The 15,880-nt window shown below is 38.3% G+C and carries 11 protein-coding genes; all 11 read left to right on the forward strand.

Features of this window, described 5'->3' with window-relative positions; all coding sequences use genetic code 11:
* Positions 1 to 160 precede the first annotated feature (160 nt).
* The 11 genes from V7D82_RS07150 to V7D82_RS07200 all read left to right on the forward strand — a co-directional run bounded on the left by V7D82_RS07150 (position 161) and on the right by V7D82_RS07200 (position 15,766).
* On the forward strand, positions 161 to 1,510 hold the full coding sequence (locus tag V7D82_RS07150) for a c-type cytochrome (protein WP_333600294.1): 1,350 nt from the start codon (positions 161 to 163) through the stop codon (positions 1,508 to 1,510).
* A gap of 32 nt (positions 1,511 to 1,542) precedes the next feature.
* On the forward strand, positions 1,543 to 4,599 hold the full coding sequence (locus tag V7D82_RS07155; RefSeq protein WP_333600295.1) for a TAT-variant-translocated molybdopterin oxidoreductase: 3,057 nt from the start codon (positions 1,543 to 1,545) through the stop codon (positions 4,597 to 4,599).
* A gap of 39 nt (positions 4,600 to 4,638) precedes the next feature.
* Positions 4,639 to 6,048, forward strand: a complete 1,410-nt coding sequence (gene nrfD, locus V7D82_RS07160; RefSeq protein ID WP_333600296.1) for an NrfD/PsrC family molybdoenzyme membrane anchor subunit — start codon at positions 4,639 to 4,641, stop codon at positions 6,046 to 6,048.
* A gap of 8 nt (positions 6,049 to 6,056) precedes the next feature.
* Complete coding sequence (locus tag V7D82_RS07165) at positions 6,057 to 6,584, forward strand: DUF3341 domain-containing protein (RefSeq protein WP_333600297.1); 528 nt, start codon at positions 6,057 to 6,059, stop codon at positions 6,582 to 6,584.
* An 8-nt stretch (positions 6,585 to 6,592) separates the two neighbouring features.
* On the forward strand, positions 6,593 to 7,150 hold the full coding sequence (locus V7D82_RS07170; RefSeq protein ID WP_333600298.1) for a c-type cytochrome: 558 nt from the start codon (positions 6,593 to 6,595) through the stop codon (positions 7,148 to 7,150).
* A 27-nt stretch (positions 7,151 to 7,177) separates the two neighbouring features.
* Positions 7,178 to 8,503: a quinol:cytochrome C oxidoreductase gene (locus V7D82_RS07175; protein WP_333600299.1), complete on the forward strand. Its 1,326-nt coding sequence runs from the start codon at positions 7,178 to 7,180 to the stop codon at positions 8,501 to 8,503.
* Between the two features lie 19 nt (positions 8,504 to 8,522).
* Entirely contained in the window at positions 8,523 to 9,707 is a 1,185-nt protein-coding gene (locus tag V7D82_RS07180) for a cytochrome c oxidase subunit II (protein ID WP_333600300.1), read from the forward strand.
* A gap of 27 nt (positions 9,708 to 9,734) precedes the next feature.
* Positions 9,735 to 11,525 (forward strand): cytochrome c oxidase subunit I, encoded by a 1,791-nt coding sequence (locus V7D82_RS07185; RefSeq protein ID WP_333600301.1) that lies wholly within the window; start codon positions 9,735 to 9,737, stop codon positions 11,523 to 11,525.
* Positions 11,526 to 11,607: 82 nt separating this feature from the next.
* Positions 11,608 to 12,630: a Holliday junction branch migration DNA helicase RuvB gene (ruvB, locus tag V7D82_RS07190; protein WP_333600302.1), complete on the forward strand. Its 1,023-nt coding sequence runs from the start codon at positions 11,608 to 11,610 to the stop codon at positions 12,628 to 12,630.
* On the forward strand, positions 12,627 to 13,562 hold the full coding sequence (queG, locus tag V7D82_RS07195) for a tRNA epoxyqueuosine(34) reductase QueG (RefSeq protein ID WP_333600303.1): 936 nt from the start codon (positions 12,627 to 12,629) through the stop codon (positions 13,560 to 13,562). The genes ruvB and queG overlap by 4 nt, the downstream gene beginning before the upstream one ends.
* A 104-nt stretch (positions 13,563 to 13,666) precedes the next feature.
* Positions 13,667 to 15,766 (forward strand): T9SS-dependent choice-of-anchor J family protein, encoded by a 2,100-nt coding sequence (locus V7D82_RS07200; RefSeq protein ID WP_333600304.1) that lies wholly within the window; start codon positions 13,667 to 13,669, stop codon positions 15,764 to 15,766.
* Positions 15,767 to 15,880 lie beyond the last annotated feature (114 nt).

The raw sequence follows: 15,880 nt of genomic DNA on the forward strand, positions 1-15,880 counted from the left end.
TATTTAGAATTAATATAAATTGATATTTAAGATATATTTAAGGTTTTGAGAATAGTTCATAAGTCGTATTTTTGTGCAAGTTTTTAATAAAGAGCAGATTTTTAGCTGAATTTAACTCAGAAAAAATCATGCCAACATTAGTCGATAATCATTATATTATATGAAAAAGGTGGGTAACCATAATTCGATTTCAAGGAAAATACTCTTCGGTTTAGCTTTAACGCTATCATTCTCCTTAACTTCATTATCTCAAAATGCTACTACAGCTGCTCCGGCGGCTACTTCTGCTACGGCAACTGCTGCTCCGGCTGCACCTGCTGCAACTGGTGGAGGTGATGCAGCAGCAGGGAAAGCTTTGTTTAATGCCAATTGTGCTGCTTGTCATGCTTTAGATAAGAAAATGACAGGACCAGCGTTAAGAGGTGTAACAGGTCGTCATGCCAAAGATTGGTTCTACAAATGGGTAGCCAACAGTTCTGCTTTGATAAAATCAGGCGATGCTGATGCGGTTAAACTGTTTGCCGAAAACAATCAGTCAGTAATGACCGCGTTCCCTCAATTGTCTAAGCAAGATGTGGATAACATCTTAGCCTATACAAGCGAGCCAAAACCGGAAGCGCCAAAAGGAATGGTGGCTGCTGGCGGTGGTTTAACAGCTGAAAAAGACAATAGCGGTATTTCAAACAATGTTATCCTTGGTGCTTTAGCCTTGGTGATGCTAATGTTGGTGATCATGTTGTTCTTTGTGAACAATGTGTTATCCAAAGTAGCCAAAGCAAACGGAATAGAAGCTGCAGATAAAGAAGCCAGATTGCCAATTTGGAAAGCTTTTGCTAAAAATCAATTTTTAGTATTTGTAACTTCAGTGTTCTTGTTGTTGGCCAGTGGTTATTTTGTGTATGGATATTTGATGCAAATTGGTGTAGACCAAAATTATGAACCAATACAGCCAATTCACTACTCACACAGAATTCATGCCGGAAGTAATGGTATCGATTGTAAGTACTGTCACTCGGCAGCCAGAGTTAGTAAAAACGCAGGTATTCCTTCGTTGAATGTGTGTATGAACTGTCACAAAAATATCTCTGAAGTATCAGATACTACAGGAACAGCTGAATATTCAAAAGCATACTATGACGGAGAAATCAAAAAATTATACAATGCTGTAGGTTGGGATGGATCTAAATATACTGGAAAAACACATCCGGTAAAATGGGTTCGTATTCATAACTTGCCTGACTTCGCTTACTTCAATCACTCTCAACACGTAACGGTAGCGGGTATTGAATGTCAAAAATGTCACGGCCCAGTTCAGACGTATGAAATCCAAAAACAATTCGCTCCGTTGACTATGGGTTGGTGTATTAAATGTCACCGCGAAACCGATGTTAAAATGGAAGGCAATGCTTATTACACAAAAATTCACGAAGAACTTTCTAAAAAATACGGTGTAGACAAATTGACTGCAGCACAAATGGGAGGTTTAGAATGTGGTAAGTGTCACTACTAATAAAATTATTAAGAAGCTAATATTTATATACGATGTCATCGAACAAAAAATACTGGAAAAGTGTTGAGGAGCTAAACGAAAATAGCTCTATTGTTGAGACGCTTAGAAATAATGAATTCGTGGAAGCAATTCCAACAGATGAATTTTTATCTGATAAAGAATCATTATCTTCTTCATCAACTACTCGTCGTGATTTCTTGAAATACGTTGGATTCAGTACGGCAGCTGCAACATTGGCTGCGTGCGAAGGTCCGGTACACAAATCAATTCCTTACGTTTTACAACCGGAACAAATCATACCGGGTGTTGCTGATTACTATGCAACCTCTATGTTTGACGGTTTTGATTTCGCCAATTTATTGGTAAAAACACGTGAAGGTCGTCCAATCAAAATTGAAAACAATACTATAGCCGGTGCTAAGTTTGCTGCCAATGCCAGAGTTCATGCTTCGGTATTGTCATTGTATGACAGCATGCGTTTGAAAGTTACTAAAATTGCTCAGAAAGACGCTAATTGGCAAGAAGCTGATTTGAAAATCAAAGCCAGTTTAGCAGATGCTAAAGCAAAAGGTGGTCAAGTAGTTTTACTGACCGGTACTTTAGCCAGTCCAACAACTGAAAAATTAATTGCTGAGTTTATCGCTAAAAACCCAACAGCCAAACACGTTGTTTATGATGCAGTTTCTGAATCTCCAGCTTTGGATGCTTTCGAAGCGGTGTATGGAGAAAGAGCTTTAGCAAATTACGATTTTTCAAAAGCCAATACTATCGTTTCATTAGATGCTGATTTCTTAGGGGATTGGCAAGGTGGTGGATTTGACTCGGGCTATGCTCAGGGAAGAATTCCACAAGCTGGAAAAATGTCAAAACACTATCAGTTTGAAGCTAACATGACATTGTCTGGAGCAGCTGCTGATAAACGTGTGCCAATGAAAGTGGCTGACCAAAAAGTAGCTTTAGTAAAAATATACAATGTAATCACAGGTGCTTCTGTTGCTACCGGAAAAGTGGCAAACGAAGATGTGGTTACTAAAGCAGCCCAACAATTAAAAGCTGCCGGAACTAAAGGTCTTTTAGTTTCCGGAATTCAAGATAAAAATGCACAACTTTTAGTATTGGCAATCAATCAGGCTTTGGCTAGTGAAGCAGTTTCTACTGCTGATACCCGTCAAATCAGAAAAGGATCTAACGAAAAAGTAGCTCAGTTAATTGCTGATATGAATGCTGGAAGTGTTCATACATTAATCATGAGCGGTGTGAATCCAGTTTACACTTTGGCCGATAGCGCTAAATTCGTAAGCGGATTGAAAAAAGTAAAATTATCGGTAGCCTTCTCTTTGAAAGAAGATGAAACGGCTTCGATTACCAATATTGCTGTTCCGGCTCCTCATTACTTAGAGTCTTGGAACGACTTAATGTTGACTAAAGGAACGTATTCCTTGACGCAACCAACGATTCGTCCGTTATTCAGTTCAAAACAATTCCAGGAAGGATTGTTGTCTTGGAATGGTAACAGTGCATCATATTACGATTATTTAAAAGCTAATTCGGCTAACTATACTAATGGTGCCACTTGGAACAAAACAGTTCACGATGGTATTGCTCTTGGAGTAGCTGCTGCTTCTATTTCAGGTTCTGCTGATTATGCTGCCGCTGCTAATGCTTTGGCCAAAGTAACTCCGGCAAAAGATTTTGAATTAGTATTGTATACCAAAACCGGTTTAGGAGATGGTCAACAAGCAAACAATCCTTGGTTGCAAGAGTTTCCGGATCCGATTACAAGAGTATCTTGGGATAACTATGTAACGGTTTCCAAAGCAGATGCGGATAGATTAAAATTAGAAAATAAAATAGTAGCTAACGGGGGTCTTAACGGAAGTAATGCTACCCTTACGGTAAACGGAGTTAAAATGCAGGTACCGGTTATTGTTCAACCTGGACAAGCCGTTGGGACTTTAGGTTTAGCATTAGGTTACGGTAAAAAAGCCGCTTTAAAAGAAGAAATGCAGGTAGGTGTTAACGCTTACACTTTCTATACCAACTTTAATAATGTTCAATCAGCTACCCTTGAAAAAGCCGGTGGAGAATATGAGTTTGCTTGTGTTCAGTCACAAAAAACGTTGATGGGTAGAGGGGATATTATTAAAGAAACCACTTTAACAATTTTCAATACAAAAGACGCTAAGGAATGGAATGAAGTTCCGATGGTATCTCTAGATCACAAAGAAGTGGAAGCTACGAAAGTAGATTTATGGGAATCATTCGATCGTTCAGTTGGACATCATTTCAACTTGTCAATCGACTTGAATGCTTGTACCGGATGTGGTGCTTGTGTTATTGCTTGTCATGCTGAAAATAACGTTCCTGTTGTTGGAAAATCAGAAGTAAGAAGAAGCCGTGATATGCACTGGTTGCGTATTGACCGTTATTATTCTTCGGAAGAAACGTTTGCTAAAGACGATGAGAAAAAAGAAAACTTCAACGGATTATTTGGTAAAAAAGGATCATTAGGCGGATTCGGTGAAATGGAAAACCCAGCTGAAAATCCTCAGGTAGCTTTCCAACCGGTAATGTGTCAACATTGTAACCACGCTCCTTGTGAAACAGTTTGTCCTGTAGCGGCGACATCACACGGACGACAAGGTCAAAACCAAATGGCTTATAACCGTTGTGTGGGTACTCGTTACTGTGCTAACAACTGTCCGTATAAAGTACGTCGTTTCAACTGGTTCTTGTATAACAATAATGACGAATTTGATTTCCACATGAATGATGATTTAGGTCGTATGGTAATCAATCCGGATGTGAATGTTCGTTCTCGTGGGGTTATGGAAAAATGTTCTATGTGTATTCAAAAAACACAATTGACTATCCTAACAGCTAAACGTGAAGGAAGAGAAGTTAATGTGGATGAATTCCAAACAGCTTGTTCTGCCGCTTGTTCTTCAGGAGCTATGGTTTTTGGAGATGTTAACAACAAAGAAAGCAAAGTTGCTAAGTTAGCCGAAGATAAAAGAATGTATCATTTGTTAGAGCACGTTGGTACCAAACCAAATGTATTCTACCACGTAAAAGTTAGAAATACCTAGTATCAAAAAATAATTAATTAAGAAACAATATAAAGGATTATGTCGTCTCATTACGAAGCACCCATTAGAAAACCCTTAGTTATAGGTGATAAATCTTATCACGATGTAACTGTAGATGTAGCTGCTCCAGTAGAAGGAAGAGCCAATAAACAGTGGTGGACTGTATTTTCTATCGCATTAATAGCTTTCCTTTGGGGAATAGGTTGTATCATCTACACCGTCTCAACCGGTATCGGTTCTTGGGGACTAAATAAAACAGTAGGCTGGGCTTGGGATATCACCAACTTCGTTTGGTGGGTAGGTATCGGGCACGCCGGAACACTTATCTCGGCCGTATTATTATTATTCCGTCAAAGATGGAGAATGGCGATTAACCGTTCTGCGGAAGCGATGACCATCTTCTCGGTAATCCAGGCCGGTTTATTTCCAATCATCCACATGGGTCGACCATGGTTAGCGTATTGGGTATTACCAATTCCGAACCAATTTGGTTCCCTATGGGTAAACTTTAACTCGCCATTGCTTTGGGACGTATTTGCAATTTCGACGTATCTTTCGGTATCACTAGTTTTCTGGTGGACAGGTTTACTTCCGGATTTCGCTATGTTAAGAGACAGAGCAGTAACTCCTTTTACAAAAAGAATTTATTCTATCCTATCTTTTGGATGGAGCGGAAGAGCAAAAGACTGGCAACGTTTTGAAGAAGTATCTTTAGTATTGGCAGGTTTAGCTACTCCTTTAGTACTTTCGGTACACACGATTGTATCCTTTGACTTTGCTACTTCGGTGATTCCGGGATGGCATACGACTATCTTCCCTCCTTACTTCGTTGCCGGAGCGGTATTCTCAGGATTTGCGATGGTAAACACACTGCTTATTATTATGAGAAAAGTGTCAAACCTTGAAGCTTATATCACTATCCAACACATCGAATTAATGAACATCGTAATCATGATTACAGGTTCTATCGTGGGTGTCGCTTATATCACCGAGTTATTCGTAGCTTGGTATTCAGGAGTAGAGTATGAGCAATATGCGTTCTTGAACAGAGCAACCGGTCCTTACTGGTGGGCATACTGGTCGATGATGACGTGTAACGTATTCTCGCCTCAGTTCATGTGGTTCAAAAAATTAAGAACCAGCATCATGTTCTCTTTCATCATCTCGATTGTGGTAAATATCGGTATGTGGTTTGAGCGTTTCGTAATTATCGTAACGTCATTGCACAGAGATTATCTTCCATCATCTTGGACGATGTTCCAACCAACCTTTATTGATATTGGAATTTTCATTGGTACCATTGGTTTCTTCTTTGTATTATTCCTTTTATACGCCAGAACATTCCCAGTGATTGCACAGGCAGAGGTTAAAACAATCTTGAAATCTTCGGGAGAAAATTATAAAAGACAAAGAGAATTAGAAGGTCATAATCATTCAGATAAACATTAATAATTGCTATGAGTAGTAATAAAGTTATACACGCTATATACAATGATGATGATGTATTGATGGATGCAGTTCACAAAACGAGAGCCGCTCATCATCACATTGAAGAAGTCTTTACCCCATTTCCGGTACACGGTTTGGATAAAGCGATGGGCATTGCTCCGACAAGATTAGCCATTTGTGCATTCATTTATGGATGTATTGGTTTAGCGGTAGCGACGACCATGATGAATTACATCATGATTCAGGATTGGCCACAGGATATTGGTGGTAAACCAAGTTTCGCTTACTATCAAAATATGCCGGCTTTCGTTCCGGTAATGTTTGAGATGACCGTATTTTTTGCAGCGCATTTAATGGTGATTACCTTTTACATGAGAAGTAAATTATGGCCATTCAAACAAGCTGAAAATCCGGATGTGAGAACTACTGACGATCATTTCCTAATGGAAGTTGCGGTTAAAGATAACGAAGCCGAATTGGTGAAATTTTTCGAGGCAACCGGTGCAGTAGAAGTTAAAGTAATTGATAAGCATTAATAATAGATATGAAAAGTTTACTTAAAACAGCAGTATTATTGGGTATCATTGTTTCCGTTTCATCTTGTAAAGATAATTCGAAACCAAATTACCAATACATGCCCAACATGTATGAATCTGTGGCTTATGAAACCTATTCAGAATCTGATGCTTTCAAATCGCCTACAGGATTACAAGGAAAAGAAGGACAATTGCCACCAGTGGGTGCTATCAAAAGAGGCTTTGTTCCTTATGAGATTCCAAACACCACCGAAGGATATAATTTTTCAAAAACAATTGTAAAATCACCATTGGATTCAACCGCAATTGATATGGAAAAAGCCAAAGGGCTTTTTGATATATATTGTGCGATATGCCACGGTACAGCGGGTGATGGACAAGGAAAATTGGTAAAACAACAAAAATTCCTTGGGGTTCCAAATTACAAAGACCGACAAATTACTGTAGGGAGTATTTTCCACGTTGAAACGTATGGTTTGAACTCAATGGGTTCTTACGCGAATCAATTGTCTCAAGAAGAACGTTGGATGATAGCTGCTTATGTTCTTGAACTAAAAAGCAAATAATTGTAGAATAAACTGATTGTTATAGATATGTATACCTTTTCAAGTAAATTAAAAACTTTTTCTTTCGTCTTAATGCTCGTTGGAGCGTTAGGAATTGGGTATGGTTTTTTAACCGCACCAAAAACAATTCAAGACGTTGAAACGATATTGGCTTCTGAAAGTCACGAGCATGGCGAAGCCCATACTGCACATGCCGTTGAAAAACATGATGCCAAAGCGGAAGCAGAGCATAAAGAACACGTAGAACACGTATTTCATCAATTACAAAACAAGCCTTGGGCTGCGTTATATGTAGCTTGTATCTTCTTTATGTTGATCGCCATGGGTGCTTTAGCGTTCTATGCAATTCAACAAGTGGCACAAGCAGGTTGGTCTCCGGTATTATTCCGTGTAATGCAAGGGGTTACTTCATACTTGGTTCCGGGTTCTATCATTTTCTTTATCATTCTTTTATTATCAGGAATGCATTTCAATCATTTGTTTGCTTGGATGGAAGAAGGAATCACTACCAAAGGAAGCGCGAATTATGATCACATGATTGCTGCTAAATCTGGGTATTTGAACTTCCCTTTCTGGATTGTCAGAGCGGCAGTTTTCATTGGAGGCTGGAATTTATACCGCTATTTATCTAGAAAAAACTGTTTGGCGCAAGACGAAGCTACCGATAATACTTTCTACAAAAAGAACTTCAAAATGTCAGCGGCATTCTTAGTATTCTTTATTGTTTCAGAATCTATCATGTCATGGGATTGGATTATGTCGGTTGACCCGCACTGGTTCAGTACACTTTTCGGATGGTATGTATTTGCCAGTTTCTTCGTGAGTGGTATTACTGTAATCCAAATGGTGACTATCTATTTAAAATCTAAAGGGTATTTAGAAAACGTAAACTCAAGTCACATTCACGATTTATCAAAATTCATGTTTGGTATCAGTGTGTTCTGGACTTACTTATGGTTCTCTCAATTCATGTTGATTTGGTATTCCAACATTCCGGAAGAGGTTACATATTTCAAAACAAGAATAGAACATTTCAATATCACATTCTTCGGAGCATTCGTATTGAATTTCATCTTCCCAATATTGTTGTTAATCAATACCGATTTCAAACGTATCTTCTGGATTATCGTTATGGCAGGTATCATTATCTTGTTCGGACATTACATTGATTTCTTCAATATGATTATGCCGGCAACAGTGGGTGACCAATGGTTCATCGGTGTACCGGAAATAGCAGCAGTATTGTTCTTCTTAGGATTGTTCATTTTTGTAGTATTCAGCGCCTTAACAAAAGCACCGTTGGTTCCAAAACGAAATCCTTTCATTGAAGAAAGTAAACATTTTCATTATTAATATTTAAAGTAAATTACAAATGACAACTCTTTTGGTACTTATAGTTGTAGTTTTATTGGCAGTTGCCCTGTGGCAGTTAACTAAAATATTCGACTTAACACAAGTTGGTGGAAATGTGAATACCACGCAAGTGGCAAACGATAACGATAATAAAGTTAACGGTTACTTGATGTTCGGATTCTTATGTTTCATATACCTGACGACTATTTTCTGTCTTTGGAACTATAGCAAATTCCCTTTAATTGGAGATGCCGCTTCGGCGCATGGCGCTCAAGTTGATAATCTGATGGTTATCTCTATGGTGTTAATTTTCTTTGTACAAACTATTACACAAGCCTTATTACACTATTTCGCTTTTAAATACAGAGGGAAACAAGGACAAAAAGCACTTTATTTTGCCGATAACAACCGTTTAGAATTCATCTGGAGTGTTATTCCGGCGATTGTATTAGCTGGATTAATTCTTTACGGATTATACGCTTGGACCAACATTATGTTTGTGGATGAAAAAGACGCTGATGATGCCATTGTTATCGAACTTTATGCGCAACAATTCAAATGGGAAGCTCGATATTCAGGAAAAGATAATGTGTTAGGAAAAGCAAACGTTAGATACATTGACGGGGCCAATAACCTTGGTGTGGATTTGTCGGATCCAAATGCTCAGGATGATTTTACTTCAACGGAATTGCACATTCCTAAAGGAAAAAGAATCATTTTCAAAATGCGTTCTCAGGATGTATTGCACTCTGCTTATATGCCACACTTTAGAGCACAAATGAACTGTGTGCCTGGTATGGTAACCAACTTCTCTTTTACTCCAATACGCACTACAGCTGAAATGAGAGAATTGCCAGCTATGGTTCAAAAAGTAGCTGATATCAATGTTATCAGAGCTAAGAAAAGCGAAAAATTAGTGGCGGAAGGCCAACCGGCTTTAGATCCATATACTTTTGATTATTTGTTATTGTGTAACAAAATTTGTGGCGCATCACACTACAACATGCAAATGAAAATTGTAGTAGATACACCGGAAGAGTACAATAACTGGTTAAAAGAAAATGCACCAAAAACTATAGTGCAGGCTGTAAAATCAGCGGCAGCAGAAGCTAAAGCTTCAGAAGCAGGTGCAACACCAACGAAAGACTCAAGTTCTACAAAAAGCAAAGACACTACCGTAGTTGCTCAAGCAGAAATGAAATAATAAAATAAAATTTAAAAGTTAACCTATATGTCAGCAGAAGCTCACAACCACGATCACGAACACGAACACCATCATAAAGATACGTTCATTACTAAATACATTTTTAGTATTGACCACAAGATGATTGCCAAACAGTATTTGATTACAGGTATCATCATGGGTGTTATAGGTGTTGGGATGTCAATGCTTTTCAGAATGCAATTGGCTTGGCCTGAAGAATCATTTAAGATTTTTAATTTTCTTTTAGGCGATAAGTTTGCTCCAAACGGAGTAATGTCTAATGAAATATACTTAGCATTAGTAACCATACACGGTACCATAATGGTATTTTTCGTGTTGACTGCCGGATTGAGCGGAACTTTCAGTAATTTACTTATTCCACTACAAATTGGAGCACGAGATATGGCTTCAGGATTCTTGAATATGGTTTCTTATTGGTTGTTCTTTGTTTCGAGTGTTGTAATGGTATGTTCGCTATTCGTTGAATCAGGACCAGCATCAGCAGGATGGACTATTTATCCACCATTAAGTGCTTTGCCACAAGCTATTTCAGGTTCTGGAACCGGAATGACATTATGGTTGGTTTCGATGGCAATATTCATTGCAGCTTCCCTATTAGGATCATTGAACTATGTGGTAACGGTTATTAATTTAAGAACCAAAGGAATGTCAATGACAAGATTACCGTTGACAGTTTGGGCTTTCTTTATCACAGCCATTATCGGTATTATCTCTTTCCCTGTTTTACTTTCTGCAGCCTTGATGTTGATCATGGATAGAAGTTTTGGAACTTCTTTCTTCTTGTCCGATATCTATATTGCGGGTGAAGTATTGCATTACCAAGGAGGGTCACCGGTATTGTTTGAGCACTTATTCTGGTTCTTAGGACACCCTGAAGTTTATATCGTATTACTTCCTGCATTAGGAATTACTTCTGAAATTATTGCAACCAACTCTCGTAAGCCAATCTTTGGTTACAGAGCGATGATTATGTCTATTATTGCGATTGCTTTCTTGTCCACTATCGTTTGGGGTCACCACATGTTTATCTCAGGAATGAATCCATTCTTAGGTTCGGTGTTCACGTTCACGACATTATTGATTGCAATTCCATCGGCAGTAAAAGCCTTTAACTATATCACAACTTTATGGAAAGGTAACTTACAGTTAAACCCTGCGATGTTATTCTCTATCGGATTGGTTTCTACTTTCATTACAGGAGGTTTAACAGGAATCATTTTAGGAGACAGTACTTTGGATATTAACGTTCACGATACGTATTTCGTTGTTGCTCACTTCCACTTGGTAATGGGTATCTCAGCACTTTACGGAATGTTTGCCGGTATTTACCACTGGTTCCCAAAAATGTTCGGAAGAATGTTGAACAAAAACTTAGGCTACATTCACTTTTGGGTAACCGCAGTTTGTGCTTACGGAGTATTCTTCCCAATGCACTTCATCGGAATGGCAGGTTTACCAAGAAGATATTACACCAATACCAACTTCCCGTTATTTGATGATTTGCAAAATGTAAACGTTATCATTACTACGTTTGCTTTAGTTGGAGGTGCGTTCCAATTGGTATTCTTATACAACTTCTTTAGTAGTATTTTCTACGGTAAGAAAACAGTTCAAAATCCATGGAGGTCTAATACGTTAGAATGGACAGCACCAATCAAACACATCCACGGAAACTGGGAAGGCGATCTTCCGGAAGTTCACAGATGGCCATACGATTACAGCAAACCAGGTCATGACGAAGATTTCGTTCCTCAAAACGTACCAATGAAAGAAGGAGAAGAAGTGTTACACCACTAATCCTTTTTGTAAAATATAGTAAATGCCTTTCCTAATCGAAAGGCATTTTTATTTGCAGTCAACTTTGTTATATATTTGTAGTATGAATGAAAATCTGAATCCAACCAATTCCAACTTTAATCCCGATGAGCTTGACTTAGAAAAAAAGTTGAGACCCTTATCCTTTGATGATTTCACAGGACAGGAACAAGTATTGGAAAACCTAAAAGTTTTTGTGGAAGCAGCCAATCAAAGAGAGGAAGCATTGGATCACACCCTTTTTCACGGGCCACCGGGATTAGGAAAAACAACCTTGGCTAATATTTTGGCCAATGAATTAGGTGTTGGTATCAAGATTACTTCAGGGCCGGTTTTAGACAAGCCGGGAGATTTAGCCGGATTATTGACTAATTTGGAAGAAAGAGATGTGTTATTCATTGATGAAATTCATCGTTTAAGTCCAGTAGTGGAGGAATATTTATATTCCGCTATGGAAGATTTCAAGATTGATATTATGATTGAATCGGGCCCCAATGCAAGAACGGTTCAAATCAATCTAAATCCTTTTACATTGGTGGGTGCTACCACACGTTCAGGGCTATTAACGGCGCCGATGCGGGCCCGTTTCGGAATTCAAAGTCGCTTACAATATTATAACACCGAACTTTTGACTACTATAGTGCAACGCAGTTCCAGCATTTTGAAAATGCCAATTACTATGGAGGCTGCGATAGAAATAGCCGGTAGAAGTAGAGGAACTCCGCGTATTGCCAACGCGTTATTGCGCCGTGTTCGTGATTTTGCCCAAATCAAAGGCAATGGCAAAATCGACATTGAAATTGCTCGTTTCTCACTAAAGGCTTTACACGTGGATGCGCATGGGTTGGATGAAATGGACAATAAAATTTTGATTACCATAATCGATAAATTTAAAGGAGGTCCAGTAGGACTTTCCACTTTGGCTACAGCTGTTTCCGAGAGTGGCGAAACCATTGAAGAAGTATACGAACCTTTTTTAATTCAGGAAGGATTTATAGTGAGAACGCCCCGCGGTAGAGAAGTTACCGAGAAAGCCTATAAACACTTAGGAAAAATCAAAACCAATATTCAAGGAGGATTGTTTTGATTAACAATAAAGAAAAATACACGCAACTCATCAAAACCGAAGCCAAACGCCTCGGTTTTTTGTCCTGTGGAATTTCCAAAGCTGGTTTTCTGGAAGAAGAAGCACCAAGAGTAGAAGATTGGTTAAACCAAAATCGTCATGGTGAAATGAACTATATGGAGAACCATTTTGACAAACGATTGGATCCTACTTTACTGGTAGATGATGCCAAAAGTGTGATTTCGTTATTGCTGAATTATTATCCTTCTGAAGAACAGAATAAAGACAGTTACAAGATTTCCAAATACGCTTACGGACAGGATTATCATTTTGTAATCAAAGAAAAGCTAAAAGAGTTATTGCATACGATTCAAACCGAAATCGGGGAAGTTTCCGGGAGAGCTTTTGTCGATTCGGCTCCTGTTTTAGATAAAGCCTGGGCTGCCAAAAGTGGTTTAGGGTGGATAGGGAAAAATAGCAATTTGTTGACCCAACAAGTAGGTTCTTTTTACTTTATAGCGGAATTAATCATCGATTTAGATTTAGAATATGACCATAAAGTGACGGATCATTGTGGAACTTGTACTGCCTGTATTGATGCCTGTCCAACAGAAGCTATAGTCGCACCCTATGTAGTTGATGGCAGCAAATGCATTTCCTATTTCACCATTGAGTTAAAAGAAAAGATTCCAATGGAAATGAAAGGCAAGCTCGATGATTGGATGTTTGGCTGCGATGTGTGTCAAGATGTATGTCCGTGGAATCGATTTTCAAAACCGCATAAGGAACCATTATTCCATCCAAATCCGGAACTGTTGACCTTTTCCAAAAAAGATTGGGAGGAAATTACTAAAGACGTTTTTCTGAAGGTTTTCAAAAACTCAGCTGTAAAAAGAACAAAATGGGAAGGCTTAACTAGAAATATTGATTTTATAAAAAATGACTTTAAATAAAATTTTATATTTTTTTTAATTTTTAACGTTTTTTGCAAAAAAAAAGCTTGTGAAGTTATAAACTAATTAACTATTTTTACAGGAATTAATTAAAAATCAATTATATGAAAAAAATTACTTTAATGGTTTTTGTCCTTTTAGCATTTGTTTCAAAAGGATATGCTCAATTTCCGGAAGGATTTGAAGGCGCTACATTTCCACCTGCGGGCTGGGCATCATTTGTAGGGCAAAATGGTCTTGGTACAGCACAAAACTGGACTACTTCAACAGTTGCTGCCAATGTTGCTTCAGGCACCAAAGGGGCTTTTGTAAGATATGAAGCTGGAACTGGTGGGACCAATGAGGATTGGTTAGTAACTCCTCAATTTACTGTAACAGCTCCAAATGTACTGTTGGCTTTTTTTGAAAGACAAACATATACTGCAGATTATGGAACTGAATATACTATTAGAGTTTCTACTACTTCACAAACTGATATTTCATCATTTACTACTATTGATACCAAAACAGAAGCGGATTTGCCATTTACAATGTCGCAAAGAGCAGTTGATTTAAGTGGTTATGTTGGTCAATCTATTTATGTTGCCTTTGTTATGGCGCAAGATGATGGAGATAATTGGGCAATAGATGATGTTTCGTTAGCCTCAAATGTAACTGCTCCAGGATGTGCTACACTTACATTCCCTGCTGATGCCGCTACAGATGTACCTGTAGGACCAGTAGTTACTTTTACTTGGGATGCGCCAACAACAGGAGATGCTCCTGATAGCTACGATCTTTGGGCAGGGACTACATTGCCATTATCATCAGCTGATTTAGTTGCAAATTATACCACAACTTCTGCTGCTTTAACAATACCAGGATATGCTACTACTTTTTATTGGGCTATAGTACCAAAAAATTTAGGCGGGCAAGCTACAGGATGTTCTACTTTCAGTTTTACGACACAAGCACCTCCGGGTTATTGTTTATATGCTCCTAACGGACATTATCCAACAGCTGACTTTACACCTTCAGTTTGTGATGGAGTAACAGTTGAAGACATTACTCCTTACGGTTATGCAGGGGAATATTCTACTGTTAATTTAACAGCAGGATTAACTTATGAATTCAGCAGCTCTGTTGCTACTGATTTTATAACCATCAGTGATGATGGAGGAAATACTGCCGTTGCTTATGGTGTGACTCCGGTTACTTGGACAGCAACATCAACAGGAACAGTTCAGTTTTATACCCATACTGATGATCAATGTGGTGATGAAGCAGTAAGCAGAACAAGATCAGTAATGTGTAGCGGATCAACAGCTACTGTGCCGGATTGTGCTACTCTTACTTTCCCGGCTGACGGAGCTACAGATGTTCCTGTAGGACCTGTAGTTACTTTTACTTGGGATGCGCCTACAACAGGAGATGCACCGGATAGTTATGATTTCTACGGAGGAACAACGCTACCATTGGGTGCCGCTGACTTGGTTGGTAATTATACTACTACTTCTGCTGCTTTAACTATCCCTTCTTTCAATACTACATTCTATTGGATGGTAGTTCCAAAAAATTTAGCTGGTGAAGCTACAGGTTGTACTTCTTTTAGTTTTACTACACAAGTACCTCCTGGTTATTGCTTAAATGCGCCAAACGGACAATATCCTTCTGCTACATTTACATCTACAGTATGTGATGGTGTAACGGTTGAAGATATTGTTACTGATGGTTATGCTGGTGAATTTTCATTAGTGAATGTGGTATCGGGTCAAACCTATCAATTTATTAGTTCAACGTCAACCGATTTGATCACAATTAGTGCTGATGGAAATACAGCTGACGCATACGGAACTACGCCTGTTACTTGGACGGCTAACGCTACAGGAACGGTTGAGTTTTTCACTCATATCGATGATCAGTGTGGTGATGAAGCAGTTAACAGAACAAGATCTGTAATTTGTTTCGGTACTTTAGGAACGCCAACATTTAACAACGTAGGATTAAAAGTGTATCCAAACCCGGTTAAAGATGTATTGACTATATCTTCAGATAAAAACATCTCTAAAATTCAAGTGGTAAATGTTTTAGGACAGGAAGTAATGTCGAAATTTACGGATAGTACAGAAAGCTTACTTGATACTTCAAGTTTAACTGCCGGTACTTATTTGGTTAAAATTACTTCTGATAACCAAATTAAAACGGTTAAAGTAATCAAACAATAAGGTCAAAATTATTTGATTTTAAATAAAAAAGTCCCGCATATGCGGGACTTTTGCTTTATGCCAATTAGTGATTTTAAAACGATTAACAAGTAGTGGGGTGTTATTTAAAAATTT

The sequence above is a fragment of the Flavobacterium sp. genome (assembly GCF_036741995.1).
GTDB lineage: Bacteria > Bacteroidota > Bacteroidia > Flavobacteriales > Flavobacteriaceae > Flavobacterium.